Annotated in this window: 27 protein-coding genes; 6 read left to right on the top strand and 21 right to left on the bottom strand. The window is 60.8% G+C overall.

Going from position 1 to position 26867, the window contains the following annotated elements; genetic code table 11:
- Positions 1-47: 47 nt before the first annotated feature.
- From AC2ETI_RS10270 to AC2ETI_RS10255, 4 genes are all read right to left on the bottom strand, one after another.
- Entirely contained in the window at positions 48-1265 is a 1218-nt protein-coding gene (locus AC2ETI_RS10270) for a Dyp-type peroxidase (protein ID WP_483633863.1), read from the bottom strand.
- Positions 1258-1758, bottom strand: a complete 501-nt coding sequence (locus tag AC2ETI_RS10265; protein ID WP_019747182.1) for a copper chaperone PCu(A)C — start codon at positions 1756-1758, stop codon at positions 1258-1260. Before AC2ETI_RS10265 ends, AC2ETI_RS10270 begins: the two co-directional genes overlap by 8 nt.
- 25 nt (positions 1759-1783) lie before the next feature.
- Positions 1784-3214: a PepSY-associated TM helix domain-containing protein gene (locus AC2ETI_RS10260; RefSeq protein ID WP_483633862.1), complete on the bottom strand. Its 1431-nt coding sequence runs from the start codon at positions 3212-3214 to the stop codon at positions 1784-1786.
- A gap of 108 nt (positions 3215-3322) precedes the next feature.
- Positions 3323-3853 carry a hypothetical protein gene (locus AC2ETI_RS10255; protein WP_020906463.1) on the bottom strand — a complete coding sequence of 177 codons (531 nt, stop codon included), beginning with the start codon at positions 3851-3853 and terminating at the stop codon, positions 3323-3325.
- Between the two features lie 214 nt (positions 3854-4067).
- On the opposite strand from AC2ETI_RS10255, the gene AC2ETI_RS10250 reads away from it, so the two are divergent.
- Positions 4068-4412 (top strand): hypothetical protein, encoded by a 345-nt coding sequence (locus tag AC2ETI_RS10250; RefSeq protein WP_020968637.1) that lies wholly within the window; start codon positions 4068-4070, stop codon positions 4410-4412.
- Positions 4413-4797: 385 nt separating this feature from the next.
- Complete coding sequence (locus AC2ETI_RS10245) at positions 4798-5964, top strand: MinD/ParA family ATP-binding protein (RefSeq protein ID WP_020906466.1); 1167 nt, start codon at positions 4798-4800, stop codon at positions 5962-5964.
- Between the two features lie 37 nt (positions 5965-6001).
- Here AC2ETI_RS10245 and AC2ETI_RS10240 read toward each other — a convergent pair whose 3' ends face one another.
- From AC2ETI_RS10240 to AC2ETI_RS10230, 3 genes are all read right to left on the bottom strand, one after another.
- Entirely contained in the window at positions 6002-7036 is a 1035-nt protein-coding gene (locus AC2ETI_RS10240; protein ID WP_019747188.1) for a baeRF2 domain-containing protein, read from the bottom strand.
- 201 nt (positions 7037-7237) lie between these two features.
- Positions 7238-8320, bottom strand: a complete 1083-nt coding sequence (locus tag AC2ETI_RS10235; RefSeq protein WP_019747189.1) for a M48 family metallopeptidase — start codon at positions 8318-8320, stop codon at positions 7238-7240.
- Between the two features lie 77 nt (positions 8321-8397).
- Entirely contained in the window at positions 8398-8601 is a 204-nt protein-coding gene (locus tag AC2ETI_RS10230; RefSeq protein WP_003945456.1) for a hypothetical protein, read from the bottom strand.
- A gap of 145 nt (positions 8602-8746) precedes the next feature.
- Between AC2ETI_RS10230 and AC2ETI_RS10225 the strand changes: the two genes are divergently transcribed.
- Positions 8747-8902, top strand: a complete 156-nt coding sequence (locus tag AC2ETI_RS10225; protein WP_003945912.1) for a DUF6131 family protein — start codon at positions 8747-8749, stop codon at positions 8900-8902.
- Here the strand turns inward: AC2ETI_RS10225 and AC2ETI_RS10220 are convergent.
- Positions 8896-10065 carry a carboxylate-amine ligase gene (locus AC2ETI_RS10220; RefSeq protein ID WP_483633861.1) on the bottom strand — a complete coding sequence of 390 codons (1170 nt, stop codon included), beginning with the start codon at positions 10063-10065 and terminating at the stop codon, positions 8896-8898. The genes AC2ETI_RS10225 and AC2ETI_RS10220 overlap by 7 nt on opposite strands.
- 517 nt (positions 10066-10582) lie before the next feature.
- Entirely contained in the window at positions 10583-10969 is a 387-nt protein-coding gene (locus AC2ETI_RS10215) for a hypothetical protein (protein WP_483633860.1), read from the bottom strand.
- A gap of 350 nt (positions 10970-11319) precedes the next feature.
- On the opposite strand from AC2ETI_RS10215, the gene AC2ETI_RS10210 reads away from it, so the two are divergent.
- Positions 11320-12045: a GntR family transcriptional regulator gene (locus AC2ETI_RS10210; protein ID WP_021343097.1), complete on the top strand. Its 726-nt coding sequence runs from the start codon at positions 11320-11322 to the stop codon at positions 12043-12045.
- On the opposite strand, the gene AC2ETI_RS10205 is transcribed toward AC2ETI_RS10210, so the two are convergent.
- Genes AC2ETI_RS10205 through AC2ETI_RS10160 form a run of 10 tightly spaced genes read right to left on the bottom strand, consistent with a single transcriptional unit; the run spans position 12005 to position 22559 of the window.
- Entirely contained in the window at positions 12005-13273 is a 1269-nt protein-coding gene (locus tag AC2ETI_RS10205; RefSeq protein ID WP_259117347.1) for an NAD(P)/FAD-dependent oxidoreductase, read from the bottom strand. The genes AC2ETI_RS10210 and AC2ETI_RS10205 overlap by 41 nt on opposite strands.
- A gap of 13 nt (positions 13274-13286) precedes the next feature.
- Positions 13287-14132: a M55 family metallopeptidase gene (locus tag AC2ETI_RS10200; RefSeq protein WP_259117346.1), complete on the bottom strand. Its 846-nt coding sequence runs from the start codon at positions 14130-14132 to the stop codon at positions 13287-13289.
- 52 nt (positions 14133-14184) lie between these two features.
- Positions 14185-15279 (bottom strand): serine hydrolase domain-containing protein, encoded by a 1095-nt coding sequence (locus AC2ETI_RS10195; protein WP_172932351.1) that lies wholly within the window; start codon positions 15277-15279, stop codon positions 14185-14187.
- On the bottom strand, positions 15276-16037 hold the full coding sequence (locus tag AC2ETI_RS10190) for a creatininase family protein (protein ID WP_259117343.1): 762 nt from the start codon (positions 16035-16037) through the stop codon (positions 15276-15278). Before AC2ETI_RS10190 ends, AC2ETI_RS10195 begins: the two co-directional genes overlap by 4 nt.
- 29 nt (positions 16038-16066) lie before the next feature.
- Positions 16067-17026 carry a serine hydrolase gene (locus tag AC2ETI_RS10185; RefSeq protein ID WP_069147088.1) on the bottom strand — a complete coding sequence of 320 codons (960 nt, stop codon included), beginning with the start codon at positions 17024-17026 and terminating at the stop codon, positions 16067-16069.
- Between the two features lie 60 nt (positions 17027-17086).
- Entirely contained in the window at positions 17087-18067 is a 981-nt protein-coding gene (locus AC2ETI_RS10180; protein WP_021343104.1) for an oligopeptide/dipeptide ABC transporter ATP-binding protein, read from the bottom strand.
- Positions 18064-19062, bottom strand: coding sequence for an ABC transporter ATP-binding protein (locus AC2ETI_RS10175; RefSeq protein WP_259117340.1), 999 nt, complete (start codon positions 19060-19062; stop codon positions 18064-18066). Before AC2ETI_RS10175 ends, AC2ETI_RS10180 begins: the two co-directional genes overlap by 4 nt.
- Complete coding sequence (locus tag AC2ETI_RS10170) at positions 19059-19952, bottom strand: ABC transporter permease (RefSeq protein ID WP_317558180.1); 894 nt, start codon at positions 19950-19952, stop codon at positions 19059-19061. The genes AC2ETI_RS10175 and AC2ETI_RS10170 overlap by 4 nt, the downstream gene beginning before the upstream one ends.
- Positions 19945-20976, bottom strand: coding sequence for an ABC transporter permease (locus AC2ETI_RS10165; RefSeq protein WP_317558181.1), 1032 nt, complete (start codon positions 20974-20976; stop codon positions 19945-19947). The genes AC2ETI_RS10170 and AC2ETI_RS10165 overlap by 8 nt, the downstream gene beginning before the upstream one ends.
- Positions 20973-22559, bottom strand: a complete 1587-nt coding sequence (locus tag AC2ETI_RS10160) for an ABC transporter substrate-binding protein (RefSeq protein WP_128636513.1) — start codon at positions 22557-22559, stop codon at positions 20973-20975. Before AC2ETI_RS10160 ends, AC2ETI_RS10165 begins: the two co-directional genes overlap by 4 nt.
- Positions 22560-22707: 148 nt before the next feature.
- Between AC2ETI_RS10160 and AC2ETI_RS10155 the strand changes: the two genes are divergently transcribed.
- Complete coding sequence (locus AC2ETI_RS10155) at positions 22708-23661, top strand: ornithine cyclodeaminase family protein (protein ID WP_483633859.1); 954 nt, start codon at positions 22708-22710, stop codon at positions 23659-23661.
- An 80-nt stretch (positions 23662-23741) separates the two neighbouring features.
- Here the strand turns inward: AC2ETI_RS10155 and AC2ETI_RS10150 are convergent, their stop codons facing one another.
- Positions 23742-25148, bottom strand: coding sequence for a serine hydrolase (locus AC2ETI_RS10150; RefSeq protein WP_483633858.1), 1407 nt, complete (start codon positions 25146-25148; stop codon positions 23742-23744).
- A 184-nt stretch (positions 25149-25332) separates the two neighbouring features.
- The gene (locus AC2ETI_RS10145; RefSeq protein WP_355333661.1) at positions 25333-26220 is read right to left on the bottom strand and encodes an SAM-dependent methyltransferase; all 888 of its coding nucleotides are present in this window, start codon (positions 26218-26220) and stop codon (positions 25333-25335) included.
- A 285-nt stretch (positions 26221-26505) separates the two neighbouring features.
- Here AC2ETI_RS10145 and AC2ETI_RS10140 point away from each other — a divergent pair, with 285 nt between their 5' ends.
- The gene (locus AC2ETI_RS10140; protein WP_355333658.1) at positions 26506-26844 is read left to right on the top strand and encodes a hypothetical protein; all 339 of its coding nucleotides are present in this window, start codon (positions 26506-26508) and stop codon (positions 26842-26844) included.
- The last annotated feature ends 23 nt before the right edge of the window (positions 26845-26867 follow it).

Genomic DNA, 26867 nt, shown 5'->3' with positions numbered 1-26867 from the left:
CGGGATCCGAACGGATCCCGCCCCCACAATGTCGTTACCCGGGGTTGTCAGCCGAGCAATCCGCTTCCCACATAGTCGTTCTCGGTGCATCCCGGCGGAATGAGATACACCGCAGAACCGATCGGCGTCGTCCACTCGTTGAGTGCGTCGAAGTCACTCAATCGCTGTTGGACCGGTAGATATTGCTCGGCGATGTCCCGTTGGAATGCTGCGAAGATCAATCCCGAGTTCGAGGTCTGCCCGCCCTCGGGTGCGTCGTCGTAGTTGTATGCCCGACGGAAGAACTGCTCCTTCTCATGCGTCTGGTGGGCTCGCGCGATGTGTGATCCTGGCGGGATCACCGGAATGCCGAACTTGTCCGTGAGTGTGAAATCCGCGTCGTCGAATTCGTTGGTTCCGTTGAGCGGAGCGCCATTGGACAACGTGCGCCCCATGGTGAGTTCACGCCCCGAGCGATCGAGTTCGTCCCAGGTATCCATTTCCATACGAATGCGTCGTAGTACCAACGAGGTTCCGCCCGCCAGCCACGGTTGACCGGCGCCGTCGTGCCAGATCAGTGAATCGAAATCCACTGTTCCCGGAGCCGGATTGACCGTCCCGTCCACTTGGCCCATGAGATTGCGCATCGTGGTTCCCTCGGGCGTGGTGCCGCGAGCGTTGCGGAATCCCTTTTGTGTCCACCGGATTGTCGTCAGTGATCGGACGTTCTTGGTCAGAACTCGCACAGCATGAGCAATGGTCACCGGATCGTCGCCGCAGATCTGCAGCAACAGGTCCGATCCGCCCCATCGATCGTCAAGTCGGTCGATCTCGTAGCTCGGCAACGGCTCGAACCAGTCCGGTTGACGTGCTTGCAATCCCAGCTTGGTGAACAGGCCAGGGCCGTAGCCGACGGTCACCGTCAAGCGGGCCGGATCCACGGCCAGTTCCCGTTCGGTATCGGCCAACGCCGGGTTACCGGCGGTCAGCCGTGACGCATCCTCGGACCACATCTTCATGATCCCGACCACGACTGCTCGATCGGCTCCAGGCAAGAGGTCGAACCCGATGAACGTGCCGTGCGCTTGCGGAGTGGTGGCGATCCCAGCTTGGTGGACGCCGTGGAACGGTTCCACCAGCTTGCCTGCTTGCTGCTCGTGTTCGCTGCGCTCGACCACTGTGGTTGCGCCCCAGGTTATTCCCGCGACGCCGAGCGCGGCGGCACCTCCTCCGAGAAGGCGCCGCCGGCTGAGTGCTCGGCTGGGCGGGTTCGTGTTCTCAGCCACCGTGATTCGGGTCGTAGTTCTCCTGATTACCGGAGAAGTCGCGAATCTGGGCTGTGAACGTGGTGCTGGAACCGTCGTCGTAGATCAATGTGAGGTCGGTTTCTGCGCCCGGGAGCAGCGGCGCGGACAGGTCCATGAACATCAGGTGGTCACCGCCCGGGGTGAGGCTGGCGGACCCGTTGGCAGGGACCAGGAACCCACCGTCCTTGGGGCGCATCGTCATGGTGCCGCCGTCCCCGGTCACGACCTCGTGCAGTTCCAGTCGCGATGACGCGGGACTGGTTGCCGAGACCACGCGTACGTCCTTGTCGCTGGAGTTGACGAGTTCGGCGAACGCCGCACTCATTCCCTCGGGTGCTGCCTTGACCCATTGATCCTGAACTGTGATGGATTGTGCGGCTTCGGTTTCCTTGTCGGAGTTCGAAGAACAGCCGGTCAAGGCGAGAGCTGCGGTCAGTGCAACAGCTGCGAATATCTTTGTTCGAACAGTCATGTGTGTCTCCGTGATTCGTGAGGTGTCAGGTGGTGGCGCGGCGTTTGAACGCCGCAATGCAAACGTCGATCAGCAGGAATGCGAGAAGACTGATGCCGAGTAGCGGAACAAACCAGCCCACCAGTGCGGTTACCGCAACCAGCGCAACAATGCCGAGCGGGGAGAGGTTGCGAATCCCGCCGCGGGCAGGGGCCCGGCCGACAGCCCAGTCGGAGCCGCGGGTGGGGCGTCGGCGCCACCACATGATGTAGCCCCGAATGACCACGCTGACCAGAGCGAGTGCCAGTGCGGTGAGTGCGATCTGGTTGGCAAGGCCGAACAGCAGGCCCATGTGGAGCTGGATTCCCCAAGCCGAAAGTTTGGCTGCGAGTGGCCAATCCGAGAACCACAACTCGTCGGTGACCTTCTGCGTCGCTCCGTCGATTGCGATGGTGTTGTTGCTGTACACCCACGGCTGACGCGTCTGGGCGACGGTGAACGCCGTCTCGGCGTTCGCGGGTATCGATACTTCGACCGGACCGGTGATCCCGTTGTACCTGGCGATACCGAGGACGGTGTCGACACGTCCGACGTTGGTGTCTGTCAGCGTGCCGGCGGCGGCGGGGGCCATGTCGTGACCCTCGTGCCCGCCCGTTGCCGGTGGTGGAGCGTCGCCGAGAGTTTTCACGACCGAGGGCGTCGTCCAACTCAATGCGGTTCTCAGATTGCTGACGTTCTCTCCGGCGTAGGTCGACCACGTGAGGCCGGTCGCCGAGAGGAAGACCAATGCAACTGCTATCCAGATGCCGACGACACCGTGCCAGTTCAGGGTCCGGCTTCGTCCGGCGGATGCTCGGTCGATCGTGAGCAGTCGAGCGTTCCGGGCGGTGCGGTAACGACGGAACCAGAGGTAGACGCCACCGAGTGCGACCACCCACATCCACGACGCGGCCAATTCGCTGTAGAGGCGGCCGGGTTCACCGAGATGAAGGTGGCGATGCAGCTGAGAGATCCAGGTGCGCAGTGGCAACGAACCACTGCTTCCGTATACCGCCAGCTCGCCGACCGGCTGTGCAAGCACTGGATCGACGAAGACTGCGAGCCTCTCCGATTCGCCCAACGACGGATCGGTGAACAGGACCCGCGTGGTTTCTCCGGCCGCAGGGGACGGACGTACTGCCGAGACGGTCAGGTCAGGGCGGTACTGCTGGGCGGAACGGATCTGGTCGTTCAGCGACGCGATTTGTCCGGTGGTGTCGGTCTGGAGGTAGTCGCTGTAGACGAATTTCTCGATGGTGGGCGCCATCGCGTAGAGACCACCGCTCAGCGCGGCGATGAGGATGAACGGCCCGATGAGGATTCCGGCATAGAAGTGCAGGCGCAGAATCAGCGGTCTGGCGCCGCCGACCTGCTTCTTCGGGGGAGAGCTGTCGTTGGAAGCGCGTGTCTGTGCGCGCTCCAATTCGGGTGCGGACATGCGTGTACTCGATCCCGCCGTGCGCCTTTATTAACCGCGGGCGGTTAATAAAGGCGCACAGCAAAGTGGCGCACGTATTCACGTGCGTGAGAGGAAAGGGAAGGTGAGTTACACGAATGCCGGTGGGCCGCGAGTGCCCAGGCCTGAGGTGAGAAGTTGACGCAGAACAACTTTGGCGCGGTATCGAGTGCGCGCAGTGAACGGCGAGGGTTCAGGTGCCCACGGGCGCAATAGGACGGCGACGATTGCCGCCACCGTCGATGCCGCCACGACGTACCCGTGTTCTGCGCCGCGGATCAGAACTGCGCACACTCCGACGGCAGCGATGTGCGCTGCGAGCATCGGAAGCGACAGGAGCAGGCCGTGTTGATGATCCGAAGCGATGGTCAATGTCGCGTGACCGATGGCCTGACCCGCAGCGAGCATAAGGGCGAGCAAGAGGGCAGGGGATCGGCGAGTGTCGATGGACGTGACCACCGCGCCGACGCTCGCGCACGCGAGGATCAACAACACCACCGCGCTCTCGGACGGGGCCATGCCGCCGCCACCGAGCGCGTGGGCTGCGACGGAAACCGCGCCGGAGGTACCGCCCACGAAAGCGCCGCGCAGCTGCGCGACATCTTTCGGACCCGGCGTCATACGCGAAAGGATACAGGCAGCTACTACGAGGGCTAGTAGTCGAGCCCGGCCGAGTCGGTTTGACGCCGTCGACGGCAGTCAGGTCGCGCCACTCACATTCTTGCAATCCCTGTATACGAATGGTGCACGGTCATCGTTCAACGCTGTCGGTCATCATCCGTACTCGTATCCGGCGCTGCCTACAGATGAACATGACTGGAACTCGTGGTCTCAGATGAGTGTCGAGTCGTTCGCGGGCGGCGGGATCGTTCGGCCGAGCCTTCGCGGAATCATGACTGCCAACGGAGATTCTGCAAAAAAGATTTGGATTACCGAGTTCGGGGCGCCTACAAGTGGGACTCCCGACAGCGTCAGCGAAGCACGTCAACTCGAGATCTATCAGGCAGCGATGGCAGACAAGCAAACCAAGTCTTGGTTGGGGCCGCTCATCTTCTACCGTCTCAACGACTACGCGCCTTACGGGGCAACGACGGATCGAGAGTCGTATTTCGGCGCAGTGAGGTCGGACGGCACCGTCAAACCGAGTGGTGCATACGTGAAGAGTGTGCTCTGCCCGTGATGGCGGTCGAATGGTACGAGTGATCCGTAGGGTTGGGGGCACTTCGTTCGAGAGCGCGGAATTCTGCAGCAGCTGAACACTTGTCCATGAAGGGAGGGCGATCGCCCAGGTGATCACCCTCCCTTTTCTCGTTTGTTACCAAGGGATTTGCCCTGACATTGCGGAAGGCTGTTTTCAGCGGCAGATGAAGATATCTGTGCCGCATATCGTTACGACGTTCGTATTTGCTGAGATCGGCACAGGCGTGGGGACCAAAGTCATCGAAGTGCGGGTGTAACGGTCTGTTGTGCCGTGACGGTATTGAGCAGAGAACGGCAAGCCCGCCAGAGTGATAGCGTCCGAGAGGCTATGTCCGAAATGATTCCGAACTCGACCTAGGAAAACGGTGCGCAGCGATAACAACGGTTCGAATAACGGAGTCCTGGGGAACAACTCCGGAACGACTCAGGGCGACGGCCTTTTCGACGCGTCCGACGACGGTTACGCAACGTCGATTCGAACCGTCACCTTCACGCCGCAATTCGACGAACCTGCGGCAAAACCGTTGCCCAGTCAGCGGATGCGCCAGCAACGTCGTGAAGAGCCGACCGATTTTCGGACCTCGACGCCCAGAGCTATGACGTCCGTCGACGATCTGGACATCATCAAGCGGGCGAAGCGTCCACCCGAACGCGGTTTGGGCAGTGTGTTGTTCAAACTCACCGGGGGTCGGATCAACACCGGGCAGTCGGCCGCCGAACTCGAACATCAAGCTCTGGTGCGTCGTGCCAACCGAACAGTGCGCGGCGTGTACAAGATTGCTTTCATCTCACTCAAGGGTGGTGTGGGAAAAACCACGGCGGCAAAGACCGTCGGTTCGACGTTCGCGTCGATCCGTGGCGATCGAATCGTAGCCATCGACGCCAATCCCGACCTGGGGACTCTGGCTGATCGTGAACGACGTGAACATCACCTGACCGTTCGTGATCTGTTGGCCGACGGTGACATTCGTACGTACAGCGATGTTCGCTACTACACCTCGCAAGGCGACAGCCGACTCGAAATCCTTGCGAGTGAGGCAGATCCGGAAACTTCGGAGTCTTTCAACGAGCAGGACTACCTCGATACTCTGCGAATTCTCGAGGTGCATTACAACATCGTCATCACCGACTGTGGCACCGGAATCATGCACTCGGCCATGTACGGAATTCTCGACGAAGCAGACGCTTTGGTAGTCGTCAGCCCGACGGCGCAGGACGGTGCCCGTAGTGCTGCAGCAACGCTCAGTTGGCTGACCAAGCACGGATACGCAGATCTGGTGAGCAGGTCGGTCGTGGCGATCAATGCGACGCGGCCGGGTTCGTCTTCGCTCGACCTCGACCAACTCGAGGACGTTTTCGCTCAGCGTGGAGTGCGAGCGGTCAAGACGTTGCCCTATGACGATCACCTCGGTGAGGGCGGTCCGATCGACTTGAAATTGTTGAACAAGCGCACTGCACGGGCATATCTGGAACTCGTCGCAGCGATTGCCGACGGTTTCCCGGACTCGGTGGGCAAGCACGCTTCTCGCTGAACGTGCTCGCCCCCGAATCTGATCATCAGGCCGGTGTTCAGGGGTGCCGAAGTATCGCGCCGTATCCGTCGGCGAGAACGAGGCGTTCGTCGATCTGTACCAGCTCGGTGCCGGTCCCGATTGCGATGTAGGGGAGTACGCGATCGGCGGGCCCGATCAGCTTTCCACTGGTGACTTCCTTGTCGTCGGGATCGGTGAGCAGCAGTGTCTCGACCTTGCCCTGCTCGAGGGCGTCGAGGACGCGTGCGGTCCCGTCGATGGAGAGGCCGGAGTCCCGGCCCTGCTCTGCGACGTAGCGTTCGGTTTCCGCATCCATTCTGCGTAGTCGCTGCGTGTCGATCAGTTCACGAATCGACTTCGACACCTCGGCGGGTGTCGAACCGACTGAACGCGAACCTTTTTCGACGTCCACCACCCGTAGCGTCGACGGTAGGAGCTGTGCAAAAGCTTTGCGGGACTGTACTTCTCCGATCACGACCACCAGTGCGACCTTGTGTTCGCGGGCGAGCGCCGCCGCGCGCTCCACGGCCTGTGTCAGGTTCTTTCGGATGTTCTCCTCCACGAGGCTTTGGCTGTCGGTGTACCGCTCCTGGCCGCCCACGTGCGCCTTGTGGACCGGGAAGCCGTCGCCGTCTACCGTTTCGCCGTACACGTCACGCCCGCGAGCATCGCGCACGCACAGGTCCGCGCCGGTGTGGTCGACCTTTGCGATGAGGAACGGTTCGGTGTCGTATCCGTGTGCGATCAGTGGAATCAAGTAGGGCAGTTCGCCCAAGGTCGCGATGGTGGAGCCGGCAGGTTCGAGCAGAATATCGTCGATCAGCACTGCCTCGGATGTGGCGACGATCGCGCGTCCGGCGCGACCTGAGATGCCGTGATGGTTGTCCTTCACCTCGTCCAGTCGCGCGATCAGCGATTCCGATGCTCCCTGTTTCGTGAGTTGATTGCGCATCGAGCGCCATTCGAGTTCGAAGCGCTCGCGTGCATCTTCCCGGTTGCGGACGTCTTCGAAGTACACGGAGGCAAACGGGCCGTCACTCGAACCGACCTTCTTCAGCCGCCCAGCATGCATGTCGGCTCCCTTCTGTAGTGGTCCTATGCCGCGTACCCGACAACTGGTGATTCGACACGACCGCTTTCAGTTCGCACGTTTGTTCGACTGCTGGTACTGTCTGTGAACGTGAGGGTGGTGCAGAGGGAAGCCTGCATCACCTTCACGCCAAGAACCCGGGACCTGCCGCCGACTGCCTTCGGTGGCAGGTCCCGATTCTGCTTAATCGGCGTCGTCAGTGCCCTTCGACCTGTCGGAACTCTTGCGCCAGTGAGTGAATCGTTCCTTGATGTCCGTCGCTACGTCGCCGACGCCGTTCCCGACGGCGCCCACGGCACCGCCCAATCCGCTACCGATGTCGCGCACCATCCGGACCAAGGGGTCTTCCGACTCGTCGAAGTTCTGCTTGTACGTCTTGGCTGCATTCTTGAACTCGTCGCTGATCTTCGCTCCGTCGTCATCGCCGCGGCGGGGGTAGTTTCCGCGCAGAATCGCGGCGTAGTCTCCGCTGTCCACCCACTTCTTGAGTTCGGCGGCGCGAAGCACCGAGAACGGGTGAGAGAGCAGTTCGATGTTGAGGAGCTTGAGTACACCGTCGCGGAGGTCGCCGCTGGCGTCGTACTCGGCGGCCTGGGCGAGAAACGCGTCGATGTCGATTTCACTGACTCGGGATCCGCCGGCCAATTTCATCTGCACGCGAATCGCTGTGTGTACGTCCTGGCCGCACAGTAGTCCTGCACGATCGCCGGACAGTTCGGACTTGCGTTGCCATTCCATCAGGGCGGCGATGATCGCGCGCAGTGCCCATCCGCCGACCGGCAGCCATCCGATGGTTCCGGCCAGTCGCATCAAATGCATCAAGATGGTGCGATACACGGCATGGCCGGACAGTGCGTGGCCTAGTTCGTGGCCGATGATGAACCGTTGCTCCTCGTAGTTCATCACGTCCAGCAGACCAGTAGTGACCACCATGAACGGCTTGTCCATGCCGATGGTGAAGGCGTTGACCATCGGGGTCTGGAGTACGAACAGCTCTGGTGTCTCGTCGGCCTGCAGGATCTCGACGCAGTCACGGCGCAGATCGTTCAGGTCACTGAACTGGCGTTCGTCGACTCGCACTGACGTGGCGAGGTACATGAGGCGGTGCTGACGTTCTTGGAGCAGTCCGGACAGCGTCCGCAGAACAGTGTCGAACCCCCGAAGCGTCCGGAGCGTCACCAATGCGGCCCGATCGGCTGGGTGTTCCCACGCACGCGAGCTGATGTCCGGGAACTCGATTCGGGTGCGATCTGGTGCAGTGGTCATGGTGGCCCCTCACTTCGATGTGTGTCGACTCACCTCCAGGGTAACGACTAGTCGGTTTAGCGCGGATGTCCGGCAGCTCACTCGGTGGGCTGGGGGAGCGTGCAATCCGTGACTTTGGGGTTGACGCCGAAGTAATTCAGCGGGCCGGCGATGACCGTGAGCGCGATGGTCCCGACGCCGGCGCAGTTGGTCGGCGAACTGCTGTAGTAGCCGCGTTGGCCGGCCGCGACGGCCCCGACTATCAGCCAGATCAGAACGATCAGAGTCACAATTCTCATCATGGCGGGCTCGATTCTTCAAATATTATGGTGCCCAGCGAAATACCCGGTCAGAGTGGGTATGAAACGCTCAGCCGACGGGTATCCCTGATGTATGCGGCTCGAGGCGGGCGTATCCGCCCGAGTGAACGCACTGAAGGAGCTTGTGATGATCATCCTCGGCGTAATCCTGCTGATTATCGGTTTCGTGGTGAACATTCCGATCCTCTGGACGATCGGTGTCGTCTTGTTGGTGATCGGAATCATCCTGTACGCGCTAGGCGCGGCCGGGCACGCTATCGGTGGTCGGAGGCATTACTACTGATCAGGGGTCGACCCGTCATGCGTATCCGTGCCAGTCGGGACGGTGCGCTCAACCGCACGTGCGATCAGTTTCCGCAGGCAGACCTGGCGAAGCGTTCGCTGTTGCCAGTCGCTGCCGCCGCCGGTCACGCATTTGTCGCGCAGTGCTGATTCCACGCTCGTGTACTCGCCTGTCTCGTCGAGGGAGTCACGGACATGGATCAGGAGTCGGTGCAACTGTTCCGCGGCCGAAATTCTTTGTGTGGTAACCGGATCGATCGACGCGCCCAGGACGCCCTCCTTCGCGGACACCCAGGTTGCGAGGCGGAGGTTCTCGAGGGAAGTGCGCGGAGCGACGACTCCTCGTTCGACGGCGCGCAGTGCAGTGGCGACCAGCGCGCGCACAAGTGCTGCAAGCAATACGGTGTCGTCGACCGTCGGCTGAACGTCGCAGACCCGGATCTCGACGGTCGGTAGGTGGCAGGAAGGCCGGATATCCCAGTAGGCCATCCGCTTGTCGAGCATCACGCCGCAATCCACCATCTTCGCGACCGCAGTGTCGAAGTCCCCGGGTGTCTCGAAGTACGGCGGCGGCCCGGCGACGGGCCACCGGGACCATTGGATCGCCCGCCAACTCGCGAAGTCGGTGTCGACTCCTTGGTGGATACGGGAGTTGGCGCTCAGTGCCAGCAGGGCAGGCAACCAGATGCGCACGTGATTGCAGACCTGCACGGCCTCTACTTGATCAGCGACGCCCACATGGATGTGGCAACCGCAGATACTTTGTTCGGCGGCGAGGGCGCCGAAGTGTTCGCCCATCTGGCGGTAGCGAGGGGAGTCGCTGATCTCGAAACGAGAAGGCCCCGAAAGCGGTGCGCCGACGGCCAACAGCCTGCAGCCGTTCAACTCGGCCGCTTTCGCCGCGAGCCGACGCATGTCGATCAAGTGGGTTCGGAGTTCGTCGATGCTCTGGCACACGGGAGAGTTGGTCTCGACTTGGCAGCAGGATAACTCGAGCTGAAGATCCAAACCGAGTGTCGACGCGGTTTCCGCAACCGCGGCATTGTCGGTGGACGGCAGCCAGGATGTCGGGTCGACGAGGATGAATTCTTCTTCGACGCCGACGGTCGGGGTCGTCGATTCGTAGCGGCCAGCGGTGAATCCGGTCGAGCAGGTGGCGCCCATGCTCGCGTCTACCCGGTCGGTCGAAGGCGGAAACCGACCCGAGGAAGCCCCGTTCTCGTCGGGAGAACGGGGCCTGTGGTCGGTCTTGCCAACATCTCGGAAGCGTCAACGAGCCCTTGCACACCGTATGAATCTGGGGACTGGCGTGCCTGGGAAAACGTACTGTGTCGGACTCGGTAAAACGAGACCCCAAGGCATGTCTCACCCCCGATTTCACCCTCGTGTGAACTTTGCCTGCACGCCTTCGTCGAGGCGCGGATCGTGACCTGGTGGCCTGCGGCGGTCCAGTCGCGGTTTATCCGTGGGGCCGCCTTTATCGGGCAGATTTCGAGAAATGCGACCCCATCTAAACTAACGTCCAGCATTCGGATGTGAAGTTCTGGCGAAGTGTGGGGACTCGGTGAGTCAACAGACATTTGATCAGTTAATCGCGTGCACAGTATCCACTGAAGATATGAAATTTTTGAACTGGTATTGCGTTTCATCTGCGAAAATATCGAGTGGTCATGGGTGAAAGTCAGAAGATGGGAGAAAGTGCCTGGGATTGTGTTGCTACCGGTTCGTTATCGCCGCCGAATGCCCACCATGTATGTGGATGGCGCCTCTTGGAAGCGGGAAAACTGCGTGTCATCCGTGTCGCAACTTCCTCTGCCTTGTGGTCTTGGATTGAGAGTTTCACCAGGATGATCTTTCGTAATCGACGCGTCCGGAAATTTTTCTCAAGATTTACCCACTTGCGAATTAGGGAATTTAATGGGTTGTGGGAAGTGGAAATATTGCGGGTGGGAGCTGTTATTTGCGGTGATTTGCTCATATCTTGCTGAGTGAGGTATTTGCAACCGAAGTGCCACGTGGTCGAGAAATAATGCTTTTCATGCTTTACATTGGAAATTGCAAGATGCACGTTTCATCCTCCAGTGTTAAACGAAAGGACGAACGCAATGGGTAGCTTGGAAGATTTCGACATCGCGGCACTTCTTCAGAAGGTCATCGCATTCTTCGACGGATTCTCGTCGGACGAGACCGAGCCCCCCACGGGCTAAGACTTGGCGAAGCCGCTGTGCATCCGGATGACACTGGAAGCACAGCGGCTTCTCTGTATCCGGACCTCATCTGTCAACCCAGTCGGCGACCGAGCTCGGCATCTCGGCCGGGGCGGTCTCAGCTTGCACATCGGCGCGAGCTGGAACGATCTTTGTCACATAAAATGTTAGGTATTACATATTGGACATCGCTGGGTATTAGGGTGCAGGTATGGGGACGAAGCAGCCGGCCGGTTCAAGCGCAGATCGTAGTACCGGCGACGAAAAGCAGAGTGCCGTATTTCAGCCACTGGCACGGACCAGCTTGCGCAGCGATGCCACGAGGCTGCTTCGGGCCCGGATCTCGAGCGGTGAACTGGAGTCCGGCCGGCTCTACGCGATCGGCGACATCGCCGCGCAGCTCGAGGTCTCGCCCACCCCGGTACGCGAGGCTCTCCTCGATCTGAAGAGCCAAGGCCTCATCGAGATGGTGAGGAACCGCGGCTTTCGCATCGTCGAACTGACGGATGACGAACTCGCGGAGATCGTCGAAATCCGGCTGATGCTCGAGCCACCTGCAATGGCGAAGGTTGCCGCGCTCGAACCCCCGTTGGATCTCACCGATCTCTGGACGCTGAGCAAGCGCGTCGAGAACGCCGCGGCCGAGGGGGATCTGGTCTCATTCCTGACCCTGGACAAGGACTTCCACCTGGAACTTTTGGCTGCACTGGGTAACGCACGGCTGGTCAAGGTGGTGGAGCAGTTGCGCGATCAGACTCGCCTGTCCGGGCTGAAAGGCATTGCAGGCAGCAAGGACTTGGTCGGGTCGGCTCGGGAGCACGATCAACTCCTGCAGGCGTTGGAATCACGAGATCCGGTTGCGGCCGAAGCTGTCATGACTGCACACCTCCACCACGTCAGCGGGTTGTGGGCCGGACGCTCCGAAAAGTCCGACTGAAGCGGTCTGGCCCGAACACGCCGGCATAGGCAGGGAGGCTTCGGCCGAACACGCTGCGAGCGACCAACTCTCCGGTGACGGGGCCGAGGGTTATACCGAGCATCGCGTGGCCGGTGGCGACAGTGACATTCGGATGGTGAGGTAAGCGACCGATGATGGGCATCCCGTCGGGTGTCATCGGGCGTAGCCCTGTCCACGGGACTGCATTCTGCGGAGGTTCCCAGGTGTCGAAATAGTCGGCTGCCGAGGTCAGTATGCCTTCGGCCCTTCGCTTGTCGATGTGTTCACTTCGGCCTCCGAATCCCATGGTGCCGGCCATTCGGGTCGCACCGGACAACGGGGTGACGGCAACCTTGGCTTCCGACAGATACGACGCCCGAGTTCCGACGGGGAAAATCGGTGGAACGTCGAAACCGTAGCCTTTCCCGGATTGGACGGGGAGTGTGTACCCGAGTCCTCGCACCACGTCCGCGCTCCAAGCGCCTGCGGCGACCACAAAATTATCGGACGTCATCGGCCGTTCTGCTCCAGATGCCGTCACGTTACCGATGGAGTCTTCCGACAGCGTCAGTTCGGTGCCCTCCACGATCTCGACCCCGAGGCTCTCGCACTGTGTGATCAAGCTTTCGACGAAGGCTGCGGGGTCGAGGAATCTCTCGTGGGGACAGACGATCCCACCGACGACCGAGCTCGAGAGTCCCGGCATCAGCTGAGCCGTTCGGGCACTGGTGAGTACGTCGAATTCGTCACCGCCGAGTGCTCGCACCAGCGTCATTTCTTCGGCGTGGGAGTCGAGCGACTTCTGTGTGCGAAACAGCTGCACCAATCCGGATCGGTGGTCTTCGAACTGAAGCCCAGTGCGCTCGAGTTCGTCGAAAAGCTCGAAAGTCCGATGATTGAGTGCCATCAGATTTCGCAGACCGGATTCGAATCTCGTTGTGGTGCAGTTGCGAAGCATCGCAATCAAGAAGGAGGCAAGGCGAGGGTCGCGGCTGGGGCTGATGTACAGCGGGCTGTCAGGACGCAGCATCCACTTCAACGATTGGGTCAGTACTCCGGGGGCAGGGACGGGGGCCGACATGCTCGGGACGACCCACCCGGCGTTATGGCTCGACGCGCCGGTTCCCGCAGCCCTCGCGTCGACTACACACACGTCGGCTCCCTCGGCAGCCAAAGCCAGCGCCGAACACAACCCGATCGAACCTGCACCGATAACGGTCACTCTCATGGAAATTTGCCCTCTACTGACGGTTGGCGATCGTCATCTGTCCGCGGAGGCCGGCAGATGCCAATTGATAGTTGACGGTGATCAGTCCGATGATGTCGTCGACGGTGTTCAAGCGATGCTCGATGGTTCGATCTGACGTTCGCCGAGAACCGGGGACACCCTCCGCCATCTCCGCAGCAGTTATTGTCGGGTGAACGATTTCGAGGACCCACTCGTCGCGTAACTTCGTCGGCTTCAGCGAGTCGCACTGTTGCACAACTCGTCTGGATGCATCGCGAATGGCTGCGCACGCCAGACTCGGCGGAAGCGAGTTGGTAGCAGACCACCCGTGCGCCTGCTTCACCACGACGGTTTCGGTCGAAGGAGACGTAGCGCTGACCAACCCGCAGATCACGTCATCTCCAGTGACCAAGCCGACCGGCACGCCGTGAGTAGCCGCGTAGAGCGAGTTCACATCGCTTTCCGACACGGTCCTGCCGTCGAGACGAACATCCGTGAACAGAGCCGAGAACGTATGTGCCAGCACACCCGGACCACCCGCAGGAGCGTGGTAGCCAACAAAAAGGGCCACGTCGTGTTCAGCGGTGAGACCCTCTGCCATGCACTGCAGTTTCGGCGATCCGAACAGAACCCGCGCCCGCGGATCCAGTTCGGCGTGCAGCAGATTGTCCATCGTTCCATGACTGTCGTTGACGAGCACCGATTGCGCGCCCGCGTCGAATGCTCCGGCGATTGCCGCGTTGGCCTCGGCCGTCATCAGTGCTTGCGCACGTTGGTATCCGTGACCTCCACGAACTATCTGGTCGAGCGTCGCAATTCCTGCGATGCCTTCCATGTCCACCGAAATGTAAACGTGCATAGTGAGACTCTCCGTTTGTCGATTATCTTCGTGACGACTCGGTCCGGGGCGGTCAACCGTTCGGGATGGACAAAGCTTCTCGTACCGTATTCGCCAGGACGACCGAGGCCGGCACCTCGAGAGGCGTCGTGGCAACCAGTCGATTCTTCGTGAGCGCGAAACTCAAACCGTAGTCCGGATCGGCAAACCCGTACGAACCGCCGAACCCGCTGTGGCCGAATGAATTCGACCGTCCGCCCATTGCAATCCCTTTGTCGCCCAGTAGATAACCCAAACCCTTGCGGACCGGCGCCTTGTGCGTTTGATCGTACGCATCGGTTTCCAGCGTCGTTGCCAGAGTGGTCCGCGCTGGCGGGAGTAGACGCACTCCGTCCACACCATCGCCGATCAACGACGCGTAGTGTCTTGCCAGGGATCGGGCGGAGGTGATGGCGCCGCCGGCAGGTACAGCTGATGCCTGAATCGACGGGGTGTTGAAGAGTTCGGCCATGATCCGAGTATCGGGGCTCGACGCGGGACCGGTCAGAACTGATTCGTCATTCGCGAGAACTGCGATGCGGTCTTTCACCGAAGCGGGAACGCCGAAGAACAGATCCGTGATACCCAAAGGCTCGCAGATCAGTTCGGTGACGATCTGGCCGAAGGGCTTCCCGTACACGCGACTTGCTACCTCGCCGAGAACGAATCCGGAAGACAGTCCGCGGTAAGCGGTCTCGCTACCCGGAATCCACATGGCCTCGGACTCGGCCAGGCGAGCGCAGGTGCCGTCCCAGTCGTCGAGGTGAAAGTCGTGTGTGATGTCTTGGACTCCGGACGTGTGTACGAGGACCTGTCGAATGGTCGCCTCTCCCTTGCCGTTCTGTCCGAACTCCGGCCAATAGTCGCTGACCTGTGCGTCGTAGTCGAGTTCGCCGTGTTCGGCCAGCAGATGCACCGTCGTATACATCAGGCCTTTGCTGCACGAGAAGATCGGGAACAGGGTGTCACTTCGGACAGGCGCACTTCGAGTGGGTTCGGTGTGTCCGGACCAGGCATCGACAACCAGCTGACCATGCTGGTACACCGCAACCTGGATGCCGAGTTGGGCGTCTGCGGTGACCATTGCGTCGAGCTCGGCCTGCACCACCTCCTGTACGTCGACGGTCACCTTTCGCGTCCTTCGTGCTTGGTGATCTCGGCACAAAAGTATTCCGAGACAATTGTGGTCAGTGATTCGAGATACCGTTCGCCGCGTGCCGCCAGTGCGGCGACGGGGTCGCCGAGAATTCCGTTCACCGATAATGCTTTGGTTCCGCCGTCGAACAACGCTGTGGCAGTGTCTTTGTCGAAGCGTCCGAGGAATCCGGGCTCGGCGGCGTTCATGTCGACGAGGTCGGGTCGCAGTGCGAGGATTATCGATGTTTCGAAATCACCGGCATGGGATCCGCAGGCCTCGGGAGAGATCGAATCCTCCTCTGCCACTGCTTCGAAAGCTGTGAGCAACTGGAGAAGATCGGTGTGGGCATGAATCCGTGTCTCGCCGATCCGGGGTCCGACTCTCTCGATCAGATGCGCGAGGGGTTCGAAGTTACCGCCGTGGCTCGAGATGACGAGGATATTGTCGAACCCATGAGCGGCGAGACTGCGAACGTAGTCTTCGACCACGTCGACAAACGTTGCCTCGCGTAGAGAGAGCGTTCCGGGGAAGGACATGTGGTGCGGGGAAACCCCGAACGCGATGGTGGGCGCTACTATCGTCGTCCCGAGCCGTGCGGCGACGGCAAGTGAAGTGGCAGTGCCGATCAGGGTGTCGGTGGACAGTGGCAGGTGCGGGCCGTGTTGTTCGGTCGCTCCCACCGCGAAGATGACGTTGCGGATCCCGCCATTCATCGCCTCCTGCACCTGGGTCCACGTCATCTCTGCCATCGAGTGAGGTGCTACGAGCGTAGGGGTCATCAGGCTGTTACCGCCGTCGCAGCCGCGCCGCGACTTGCGTTCCGAAGACTGTCGATCGCAAGTGCGGCGATCTTCCCGATTGCCGCGTCCACCTTGCCGTTACGCATGTGGTTGTTCTTGTCTTTCAAGAAGATTGCGACTACGTAGACGTCCCCGTCGCCGAAGTCGACGACTCCTACCTCGTTGCGAACGCCGGCTAGGAACGTGCCGGTCTTGCCGGAGATCGTCGGGCCGTCGACGTACGCGGAGGAGAGGCGGTGAGGCGCGAACTGCAGGCCCATTACCCGCCGCACTTCGGCACAGGCCTCGGCGTCTGCAGCCTTGTCCGTCCAGATGAGGCTGAGCAGTTCGGTCATCTCGCGCGGGGTGCTGGTGTTGCCGCCGCGCGCGTTCAACGACTCGCCCGCTGCGATTGCCGCGACGAACTCGTCCTCGGGCAGTCCGAACGGGTTGCCGGTGGAGGTGTTCTGCAAAGTTGCGTAATTCTCGGTCGAGAGTTCCTCGAGAGCAAGCGAAATGATGCCTTCGCAGTCGGTGGTGATGTCGGTCGAGTTCAATCCGAGCGAGCGGAGTCGGCTCATGATGTTCTCGGTACCGACCATCTCTTGCAGGATGTCGGTGGCGGTGTTGTCGCTGACCTGCATCATGAGTAGGCCCAAGTCCCGGATCGATACTTCGACGTCGTCCGTCATCGCTGAAATCCCGGAGGGCCCGATGGTGCGCCTGTCTGCAGGGACCTTGATCCGGTCAGCCAGTTGTATGCGCCCCTCGGATGCCTGGGCGGCGACCTCGAGCATGACGGGAACCTTGTAGGTCGAGGCGGTCACCGAACGTGCATCGGCGCCGGAACCGATTTCGAGTTTTCCGTCGAGGCTGCGGACGTGAAACGCAACGGTGGCGTTTGCGTCGTCACACACGTCGGCGATGGAGGCGAGGATCCTGAGGGGGTTGGTGCTCATGTTCTTCCGTTCCGGGTAGTTGTTGTGGAGGAGAATGTTTCGATCAAGGCAGTGACCTGATCATGAACTCGCGGAGTGAGGCGGGGCGTAAAGATGACAACGCGCCTCGCCTGAGGGCGTGGAATACGTCGGAGGCGAGACCGTGTCGCAGATCGCGCCGATGCGCAGGTGACATCTCTCGTGAAAGACACAGCCGCTCGGCGGGTTGTCAGGCTTCGGGGGCTCGCCGGTGAGGATGATTCGCTCTCGCGCAGCTTCGGAGAACAGTGTCGGCGATGCCGAGGCCAATGCCCGCGTGTACGGGTGTGCGGGGTCGGTCAGAATGCTCTCGGTCGAACCGTACTCCTGCACCTGACCCAGATACAGGACGGCAACCTCGTCGCAGAAGAATCGAACGACTCCTAGATCATGGCTGATGAAAAGGAAGGATGTTCCGGAGTCCTCTTGAATGTCCTTGAGGAGATTGAGGATCTGTGCCTGTACCGAAACATCCAGGGCGGAGACAGGTTCGTCGGCGACGATGAGTTGCGGTTTCGCGGCGACGGCGCGTGCGATGGCCACTCGCTGGCACTGCCCGCCGGAAAGCTGGTGCGCGTACATATCTCCGTACGACGCACTCAGTCCGGCGCGGTCGAGCAAGTCGTCGACGTCCTTGCGTCGCGCCGAATGCCCGCCGATGCGTAGGGGTTCGGCGACGGCACGCCAGATTGGCAGCTTCGGATCGATCGATGCTCGCGGGTTCTGGAAGATCATCTGCACAGATCCCGGGGCTCGCTTGCGAGAGGACTTGCCGGTGACACGCTGCCCCAGTATTTCCAGGTTGCCGCCGGACGGCTCGAGCAGGCCGGTCACAACCCGACCGAGAGTTGACTTTCCGCTTCCGCTTTCGCCGACCAGTCCGAGAGACCGCCCTGCCGGGATCGACAGGTCGACGCCCCGAAGTGCCTGCACGGCACGGCCGCCCAGACGGGTGCGGAAGGAATGGGTGATCCCCTCCAATCGGGCTACTTCGCGTGTGGAAACGAATTGGTGCGTAGTCATCGAGCCACCTCACTTGCCGAAACGTGCTGATGTGAGCCTGTCATCGGGTGCAGACAGGCCGCGAGACTGTGTCCACTCCTTTCGAGTTCGGGTGAGATGGAAAGACATTCGTCTCCCGCGCGATCGCAGCGTGGCGCGAAGTGGCAACCGTGCTTTCGGTCAGGCAACGCCGGAACGATCCCTCGTACCGTCTTCAAGCGTCGTGCACCCGAGTTCATACTTTCCAAACAGTCGACCAGCGCATGCGTGTAGGGGTGCTCCGGTTCACGCAGTACGTTGTCGACCGATCCGGATTCGACGATCTTGCCCGCGTACATCACGTACGCCCGGTTGCAGTGTTGTGAAACCAGTCCGAGATCGTGCGAGATGAACATCATGGACATCCCCTCGTCTGCTATGAGACTTTGCAACAGGTCCATGATCTGCGCCTGCACGGTGGTGTCCAGGGCGGTGGTCGGCTCATCGGCGATCAGCATCGTCGGTTCGCAGGCCAGAGCCATTGCGATCAGTACACGTTGTCGCATGCCACCGGACAGTTCGAAAGGAAACGCTCCGGCAACCCGATCCGGGGCCGGAATCCCGACTCGGGCCAGCAGTTCGCGTACTCGTTTGGCGGCAACGCGTTTGGAGAGCTTGTGGTGGATGCGGACGAGATCGCCGAGTTGTCGTTCGATGCTCACTACCGGGTTCAGCGAGGTTCCGGGGTCCTGGGGGATCATCGCAATGTCTGTGCCTCGAAGCGGCGCCAGCGCACCACGGTCGGACATGTCGAATCGCCGGCCGTCGAAGACCATCTCTCCATGCGCAGCCAGGGACCCTTCGAGGAGACCGAGTACGGAGAACGACGTTACTGATTTGCCGCAACCGCTTTCACCGACCAGAGCGACGCTCTCACCCGAATCTATGTGGAAGCTGACTCCGTCCACCGGTCGCAGTGCGGGATTGTCGGACAGAGCTACGTGGAGATCCGTGATCGACAGTAGCGGTTTCGTCATCGGTGGCTCCTCGGGTCGAGCGCGTGGCGAAGGCCGTCTCCGCAGACCAGCAACGTGATGACGACGAGGGCGATGGTGCATCCGGGGACTATCGACATCAAAGGCAGGTCGATGCTGTGGGTCGACCCGAGGGCGAGCATGTTGCCGAGAGACGAGGTCGGTGGCTGGATACCGAGGCCGACGAAGCTGAGCCCGGCTTCGGCGATGACGGTGAAGGCGAAGATCAGGGTCAGCTGAACCGACACTGATTCGATCATGTTCGGCGTGACGTGCCGAACGATGATGCGCCAGGTCGGAACTCCGCTCACGGCTGCGCTGTCGATGTATTCCTCTTCACGAATCTTGAGCACGACACTGCGGGTGACCCGTGCGAGATACGGCGTGTAGCCGGCAACGAGAGCGATGATCGTACTGGTGACTCCGGCTCCCATCGCGGCGATGAGCGCGAGCGCGAGCAGCAACGACGGCAAAGCCAACCCGACATCGATGAGTCGAGCAATGACGGTGTTCGCAATTCCCCGGGTGAAACCTGCCAGCATTCCCAGCGGTAGTCCGATGACCATGACACCCAACGTCACGGCAGCACTGACGGCGAGTGACGTGCGGAGTCCGAACAGCAGACGGCTCAACTGATCTCGACCCAGATCGTCGGTTCCGAGGAGATGCTCACCGCTGGGTGGGGCGAGAGTCGAGGTGAGATCTTGCACGTTGGGGGAGTGCGGCGCGAGAAGAGGCGCGAGCACGGCCGCCGACACCAGTACGAACAGAATGCTCCATGCCACCTTCTGACCAGGCAAGGAGAGAATGCGGGCCATGAATCGACGCCGCTGACGTGTGCTCGGCGCGATTGGGGAAGACGGGGACAGCGCAGCCCCGAATGACTCAGTCATTGTCGGTCCTGACTCTGGGATCGATGAGGGAATAGACGACATCCATCAGAAGATTGACAGATACGACAACGATGACCAGCACGAGGATGCAACCCTGCACCACTGTGTAGTCGCGAGCCAAGACGGATTGAACGAGGAGTCGGCCCATACCGGGAACGGCAAAAGCATTTTCGACGAGGAGTGCTCCGCCCATCAGCGCGCCCATCTCCAGTCCGGCGATCGTCACAGTGGGAAGTAGTGCGTTCCGTAGTGCGTATCGAGAGTAAACGCGACGCTCGGGGATCCCGAATGACCTTGCCGTCCGGACGTAATCGGAGTTGAGTGTGCCGATCAAGGATGCACGCGTGGTCTCGAAGAGCAGAGTCGACATACCGACACCCAGCGCAATGGTCGGAAGAATCATGTGTTGGAAATGTGCGCCGATACCGTCACTGAGCGACGAGTATCCGAACGTCGGCAAGACGTTCTGGAACGCGATGATCAACAGGAGAGCCAACCAGAAGCTTGGTACTGCGATACCCAGAGTTCCGACCAGTCGCACACTCCGGTTCGCGCGATCGCTGGTGAACCTCGAAGCGAGGACGCTCAGTGGTATCGCCACCAACAATGCGAAGGCAAGCGCGTACATGCCCAGTTGGAGTGTGACGACGATGCGGTCGGACAGCAAGGTTGTCACCGAGTCGTTGAGCACCAACGACTTTCCGAGGTCGCCGCGAGCGGCTGCGGACAGCCAGTCGAAATACTGGACCACCACCGGCTTGTCGAGGCCGAGTTCGGAACGAATACGTGCGATCTGCTCTGGACTGACGGACCCGCCGGGACCGCTTACCGTGCGAGCGGGGTCCCCTGGGATTGTCCGAAGAAGTACGAACATCAGGAAAGTTGCGGCGAGTCCGACGATTCCCAGCTGCGCGGCATTGATCAACAGGGTGCGCGCGATTCGACGCAGTCGGCCGGACGAGGGCGCGGGCTCTCTCTCCTTCGGCGGCATATCGGAATCAGGTACCGCTTCGATCACGCTCACTTCGCAAGCCAAACCCTCGAGAGCGGATTGGTGCCACCCTCCGTGAATTCGTATCCGCCGACCGACGGGCTGGTTGCGGCGATCTTCTGCGGGTACACGGTGAACGCTGCGTATGCATTGTCCGCGATCAGCTTGGATGCCTGCTGGTACATCTGTGCCCGTTGCTGCGGATCCTGTTCGGCGCGGGCAGCGTCGAGCAGCTTGTCGAGTTCAGGATCGTTGATCGAAGAGGCGTTCAGATCGCCCTTACTGTGGAACAAGGGGTAGAGAATCTCGTCGGGATCGACGGTGGCCGTGGTCTGGCCGCTGTTCATGACCGTGAAATTCTTTGCGGTGTAGATCTTCTGAGCCCAGGATCCGAACTCCTCTTTGCTCAGGTCGACTTTGACACCGACGTTCTGGAGCTGTTCGGCAACCGCATCGGCTTCTGTCGAGAACGGGGCCTGGGTGAAGGTGCTGAACGGAACCGTCGTACCGAAGTCGAAGTTTCCGTTCTTCAGGAATTCCTTTGCCTTGTCTGTTGAAAACGTCTGTGAGGCAAGGCCGGAGAGGTCCGAGTATGCATCGCCGATTTTCGGGCTGAGGGGCCCACTCGCCGGGTCGGCGTATCCCTGGTAAATGCCCTGTGCGATACCGTCACGGTTGATCGCCGCAGAGAATCCGCGGCGGACGTCGACGTTGTCGAAAGGCTTGACCGCCTGGTTGAAACTGACGTAGTTGAACGTGTTGCTGATCGACGTCTTGATGACCGAGTTGCCTCGGCTTTTGACTTGTGCGAGTTGGGCCGGTGTCACACCGAGGACATCGAGTTCCCCGTTGACGAATGCCTGCATCGAGGTGGTCGGGTCCGGAAGGATCGAGATCTTGATCGAGTCCAGGTAGTTGTCGTCAGCCCAGTAGTCGTCGTTGCGGACGAGCCTGATGTACTGACCGGTCTTGTACTCCTCGAACTTGTACGGACCGGTGCCCACCGAAGCTTTGAACGGATCGGTCTTGGCGTATTGCGTCACGGCGGTGGGGGACATCATCATCACCCGTCCACGGCGCAACGAGGCGACGAACCCTCCGGCCGGGGTGGAGAGATTCATGGTTACTTCATTGGGTGCGCTGACCTCGACCGACTCCAAAGACGGAGGCAGGTTCGCACCCGTTCCGTTCGGGTCGAGCAATCGATCGAGATTGAATTTGACGGCTTCGGCATCGAACGGCGTTCCGTCGGTGAACTTCACACCGTCGCGGAGGGCGAAGACGTATTGAGTGGGGGAAGTCTGCTTCCAGGACGTAGCAAGTTCGGGTACCGCCTGACCGTCCTGGAAGTCGACCAGTCCGTTGTAGGCGAGGGTGGCGATCGATGCCGTGCCCACCGAGGTGACGGCCATGGTTCCCATGTCGAACGCAGGTGCAATCGGTTCTGCGCCGATAGAAACTCGCAGTTCACCGCCCCGCTGCGGCTCGCCGGCGGGCTCGGACGAAGCGCCTGCGTCCTTAGCTGCGCCTGAACAACCACCGAGAACCAGTGCGAGTGCTGTTGCAGTTCCGATCAGAGCGGTACGCCTCGAGAACCGCGTCATTGTTTTGTCCATCAGATCCACCTTCGGGCCGTTCGTTCGGAACGGCGGGTTCGTACGGAGCCTTGCGAGGATGCATTAGGTGTAATACCTTACCGATTGGATGTCAAGGAATTTCAGTGAACTAGCCCTGAAGTACACCCCGAGAAACGGAATCGAAAAGATGGAAATCGAAGATCATGCAGTGGCTCCACACATCGACCTCGCCAGGCTCGACTCGCTGATTCCGGTCGGGGTCGCCGTCGCAGCGGTGGCCAGTGCCATCACCGAACTTCACGAGGGGAGGCTCGAACAACCACCGCGAACGGTCGTGGCGGACGGCCAGTTGCTCGTGATGTCTGCACTGCATCGGTCCACCCGCGACGCCGTTGTCAAGACGTTGACGATCTACGACATCGACGGAAGTAGGCGCATCGAAGGCACTGTGCTCTGGTACGACGGAGCCACCGGGCTTCCGCGGTTCAGTGTGGAAGCCCACCGGTTCACCGCGCTGCGAACCGGTGCGGTCTCTGGCGTGGCAACGGACGTACTGGCGCCGGAAAGGGTCCGGCGTCTGGCGATCCTCGGCTCCGGCGCCCAGGCCGGGACACAACTTGATTCCTGCTGTGCAGTAAGGGAATTCGAAGAGATTTCGGTATACAGTCGGACCCTCGCCCATGCACAACGATTTGTCGACGAAGCGAAAGTTCGGCATCCAGGACTCCGGTTTTCGGTAGCAGGGTCGGCAAACCAATGTGTCGCAAATGCTGACGTGGTGTGTTGTGCGACCGGTGCCACGTCACCGTTGTTCGACCTCGCAGCACTACCGGCAAACGTCCACGTCAATGCAGTCGGATCTTTCCGTCCGTCGATGACGGAACTGCCTGCCGGGCTCATCGATGCCTCGACGGTCACCGTGCTGGACGACGTGGCCGGATGCCTGGAGGGATCGGGCGAAGTTCGGTCGGCAATCGAGCGAGAGTTCCCCATCTCCGACCTCCGATCACTGGGCGCGGTAATGGAATCCGGCGTGGAGCGCCACGGTCGCACGGTGTTCAAGTCGGTCGGGTGTGCAGCACTCGACTGGGGTGTCGGCAAAGCGATCGCGGAAAGACTCGAGAGCGTCGTACTCTCCTGAGGGATGACAAAGGCCTGCCCGACGATTCACTTGTCGGGACAGGCCTTTCGGTGACGTCGGCTCGCGCTGGGACGTGCGTTCTAGCTGGTCGCATCCTTCTGGATCAGGAGCATCGCGTCGTCGACCGGATCGAAGTACAGAGCCGGATCGGCAACCAGGGCAGCGTCGTCACCGTGAGTTTGCATGGTGACGACCCAGGCGCGATCGTCGTGTTCCACGTAGTAGGCACCCGCAAGGACCCCGATGGAGCTGCCGCCCTTGAATCCGCCGTAGGTGAACCATTTCGCGGACTCGTCACCGAGCGCCGGATCTTCGGCCAGTATGTCTCGAACCGGTGCACCGCTCTCGGTCTTCGCCATTTCTTGCAACGAGACCAACGCGGCACGCAGGTCGGCGGGCGAGGCGAACCAGTCGATGTCGAAAGGCCATGCGGGGGTGGTGAATGCTGACGCCGGGATGTCCACCAGGCCGCCAGGTAGTGCCGCCAGTATTGCTCGACGCTCGTCCGGGGTTCCGTCGCGCCAGGCGATACGTTGTGCGCCATCGTTGCCCCAGCCGAGTTGGAATAGTGCGCGGGTCGGCTTCAGTGGAATGTTGAGCGAAGGATCCGCCATGCCCATCGGGGCGAACTCGGCCTCGACCTGCTCGCGCCCGACAGCAGCGATCAGAATGTCGGTGGCGGTGTTGTCGCTGATCGAGATCATCTTGCCGGCGGTCTCCCGGACCGTGACTTCGGTTCCCGACGGCAGGTCCTGCATGGTCCCGCCGGGCATCGACTTGAGGTCGTCGGTGATGGTGAGCTTCTGATCCCACGAGAGTGTCCCGTTCTGGACAGCCGTCGCGACCGCGCCGAGAACGTACAGCTTGATCGTTGACCCTGTGGGCTGTGGTGAGGTGTCGCCGACACCGAAGACTTCGGCGTTCTTTCCGCCGGTGACCTCGGTGACGGTCAAGTTCGTCGGCGCGGGAAGTGCTTTGACAGCTGCCTCGAGCTCTTGCCACGATGCGGCAGGCACATGATCGTCTTTGGTCGGTGTTATCGCCATTCCAAGGACCAACCCGTCGCCGTCGACGACGACGTTTATGTCGAACGCGCCGCCGGTGGTACTGGTGATGGAGATGGTGCCGTCGGTATCGCCTCCCTTGTAATTCACTGTTGCCCACGGCTGTCCGGCTCGGATGGAGTCGAAGTCCGGAGGCGTCAGGACAACTGGTGCGGTGGGTCCGAAGTGCTCGGCGATTTCTTCCTGGGTCAATGGCGCGCTCGTGTTGAACGCACTGAGAAGCCAGCTGATCTGCTTGCCGACGGGGCTGTCGGGGATCGTGACTGTCGTGGGTGTCTCGGTGGCGGAGACCTTTGTGCTGTTGTCAGAGGTCTGTGCAGAATCCGGCCCGGAAGTACATGCGGCGAGGGCGAATACCGCTGCGGAGGCAAGTGCCACCAGCGTGAGCGGGCGACTCTTCCTGCGTGCGTGTTCGAGTTTCATGGACTCATTTCATCAGCGTTCTCTTCGGCGCGCGTCCGTCTGAGGTGTAGACGTACTCAGCCTGAAGTACTGAATCGGTTCATCCTCGAGTACCGTCAACTACCTGTCGTGGTGACACGCATAGTGAAGCTGGACAAAACGGAGAAATACTGCACCCGAGTAACTTTCGTGAGGACTGCCAGAGTTAGTTCTTGGTCGCGGCCAGGAAAGAAGGCTGCGTCGACAGTGCGGCGATCTCTTCGGGGAGATCAGGAATCCGGCGATCGTACAGATCTGCCAACTCCACCGAGCTGAAGCGTCGGACGGTCCAATTGTGTTCAGTGAGCCACCGGCCGGGATCGGATCGTTTGTCGCTGTAGAACAGTTGCGAAATGTCCAGGTCTCCGAATGGGTTCTCGGCAAAGTACTTGGATCTGATGGTCGCCAGCTTCCTCGGGTCCGTGCCGGCCGGAAAGTCGTTCACTGCCAACCGACTACCTGTGGCCGAGAGTTCGTCGATCCGCTCGAACAGGGCGTCGTGGGCCGGGCCGGGGAGATAAGCGAGCAGGCCTTCTGCGGACCATGCAGTAGGGTCCTTCGGATCGAAACCGGCCTCCGCGAGCGCAGTCGGCCAGTCGTTGCGCAGATCCGTAGGCACAGTGCGTCGATCAGTTTTCGGCTGGGCGTCGCGCGCCGCGAGCACTTCGGCTTTGAACTCCAGTACCTTTGGTTGATCTACTTCGAACACTGTGGATTCTGAGTTCCAATCCAGCCGGTACGCACGCGAATCCAACCCCGCCGCAACGATTACCGCCTGCTTTACTCCGGATTCGGTTGACGACAAGAAGAATTCGTCGAAGAACCTGGTTCGCAATCCCATGAAACCGCCGAAGGGTGTGTCGTCGAGGAGTGCCGGATCTTTCAGAAGAGCTGTGAAATGCGGCTCCGCTGCAGCTTCTACGAACCACGATGCGAACTTGTCTTCGATGATCGCGTCCGAGCGGGCGCTTTCCAATGCGCGGAAGGTCGCCACTGCAAGCGCGGTGAGTCCGACGCTACTGACGATGTCCCACGTATCTCCATCGCTCCGCATTTTCTGGGTGTCCTTCCGCTCTGGACGACTGAGCCGAACCCTCTCGACTTTACGCCCGAGCGACCCCTTGCCGCCTGGAACGGAACGGTCGGAACTGGGGTGCGAACAACAACGAGGCGGCATCGGAACACTGTGTAGTGCAAGGCGTTCGGTTTGAAATCAGCCCTGCCAGGAATCTGCCAGGGTTGTGCCAGTGGACGGCCAGGATGCAGGACTTCACTGGTGTGTGCCCCGTTCGGGACAGCCAGAGAGAGTCTGGAGAAATCTTCGGAGAAGGGATCGATCATGACACGACTATCCGCACCGGAACAACGTAGGAAGTACTTCTGGACCAAGCTCGCTGTGACGGGTGCGGTATTGACCGTACCCGTTGCCGTGCTCGCCGCACCGGCCTCGGCGGATACTGTGAATCATGATGTAACACAGGCTGATAACAGTCCGTACGGAGATCAGGGTGGCGATCACTCGCACGATTGGGACCATGGTGGAAACGGCGGCTGGAACCAGGGTGGTAACTGGAATCAGGGCAACGACTGGGGCAATCAGAACCAATGGCAAGGCGGGCAAGATCAGGCACCTGCGCCGACAGTGAACCCCTTCGCCGGACTGTTCGGATCCAGCTGATCCCCGGCTACACGACGAATTTC

The sequence above is a fragment of the Rhodococcus sp. MurmanLake-1 genome (assembly GCF_056945715.1).
The sequence above is the reverse complement of the archived record's forward strand: the minus strand, read 5'-3'. Positions and strand labels throughout refer to the sequence as shown.

Bases quoted from the DNA above. Each gene is read 5' to 3' on its own strand.
- AC2ETI_RS10265 (WP_019747182.1), bottom strand. From the start codon at position 1,758: ATGACTGTTCGAACAAAGATATTCGCAGCTGTTGCACTGACCGCAGCT.
- AC2ETI_RS10260 (WP_483633862.1), bottom strand. From the start codon at position 3,214: ATGTCCGCACCCGAATTGGAGCGCGCACAGACACGCGCTTCCAACGAC.
- AC2ETI_RS10255 (WP_020906463.1), bottom strand. From the start codon at position 3,853: ATGACGCCGGGTCCGAAAGATGTCGCGCAGCTGCGCGGCGCTTTCGTG.
- AC2ETI_RS10250 (WP_020968637.1), top strand. From the start codon at position 4,068: ATGAGTGTCGAGTCGTTCGCGGGCGGCGGGATCGTTCGGCCGAGCCTT.
- AC2ETI_RS10240 (WP_019747188.1), bottom strand. From the start codon at position 7,036: ATGCATGCTGGGCGGCTGAAGAAGGTCGGTTCGAGTGACGGCCCGTTT.
- AC2ETI_RS10235 (WP_019747189.1), bottom strand. From the start codon at position 8,320: ATGACCACTGCACCAGATCGCACCCGAATCGAGTTCCCGGACATCAGC.
- AC2ETI_RS10230 (WP_003945456.1), bottom strand. From the start codon at position 8,601: ATGATGAGAATTGTGACTCTGATCGTTCTGATCTGGCTGATAGTCGGG.
- AC2ETI_RS10225 (WP_003945912.1), top strand. From the start codon at position 8,747: ATGATCATCCTCGGCGTAATCCTGCTGATTATCGGTTTCGTGGTGAAC.
- AC2ETI_RS10220 (WP_483633861.1), bottom strand. From the start codon at position 10,065: ATGGGCGCCACCTGCTCGACCGGATTCACCGCTGGCCGCTACGAATCG.
- AC2ETI_RS10210 (WP_021343097.1), top strand. From the start codon at position 11,320: ATGGGGACGAAGCAGCCGGCCGGTTCAAGCGCAGATCGTAGTACCGGC.
- AC2ETI_RS10205 (WP_259117347.1), bottom strand. From the start codon at position 13,273: ATGAGAGTGACCGTTATCGGTGCAGGTTCGATCGGGTTGTGTTCGGCG.
- AC2ETI_RS10200 (WP_259117346.1), bottom strand. From the start codon at position 14,132: ATGCACGTTTACATTTCGGTGGACATGGAAGGCATCGCAGGAATTGCG.
- AC2ETI_RS10190 (WP_259117343.1), bottom strand. From the start codon at position 16,037: ATGGCAGAGATGACGTGGACCCAGGTGCAGGAGGCGATGAATGGCGGG.
- AC2ETI_RS10185 (WP_069147088.1), bottom strand. From the start codon at position 17,026: ATGAGCACCAACCCCCTCAGGATCCTCGCCTCCATCGCCGACGTGTGT.
- AC2ETI_RS10180 (WP_021343104.1), bottom strand. From the start codon at position 18,067: ATGACTACGCACCAATTCGTTTCCACACGCGAAGTAGCCCGATTGGAG.
- AC2ETI_RS10175 (WP_259117340.1), bottom strand. From the start codon at position 19,062: ATGACGAAACCGCTACTGTCGATCACGGATCTCCACGTAGCTCTGTCC.
- AC2ETI_RS10170 (WP_317558180.1), bottom strand. From the start codon at position 19,952: ATGACTGAGTCATTCGGGGCTGCGCTGTCCCCGTCTTCCCCAATCGCG.
- AC2ETI_RS10160 (WP_128636513.1), bottom strand. From the start codon at position 22,559: ATGGACAAAACAATGACGCGGTTCTCGAGGCGTACCGCTCTGATCGGA.
- AC2ETI_RS10155 (WP_483633859.1), top strand. From the start codon at position 22,708: ATGGAAATCGAAGATCATGCAGTGGCTCCACACATCGACCTCGCCAGG.
- AC2ETI_RS10150 (WP_483633858.1), bottom strand. From the start codon at position 25,148: ATGAAACTCGAACACGCACGCAGGAAGAGTCGCCCGCTCACGCTGGTG.
- AC2ETI_RS10145 (WP_355333661.1), bottom strand. From the start codon at position 26,220: ATGCGGAGCGATGGAGATACGTGGGACATCGTCAGTAGCGTCGGACTC.
- AC2ETI_RS10140 (WP_355333658.1), top strand. From the start codon at position 26,506: ATGACACGACTATCCGCACCGGAACAACGTAGGAAGTACTTCTGGACC.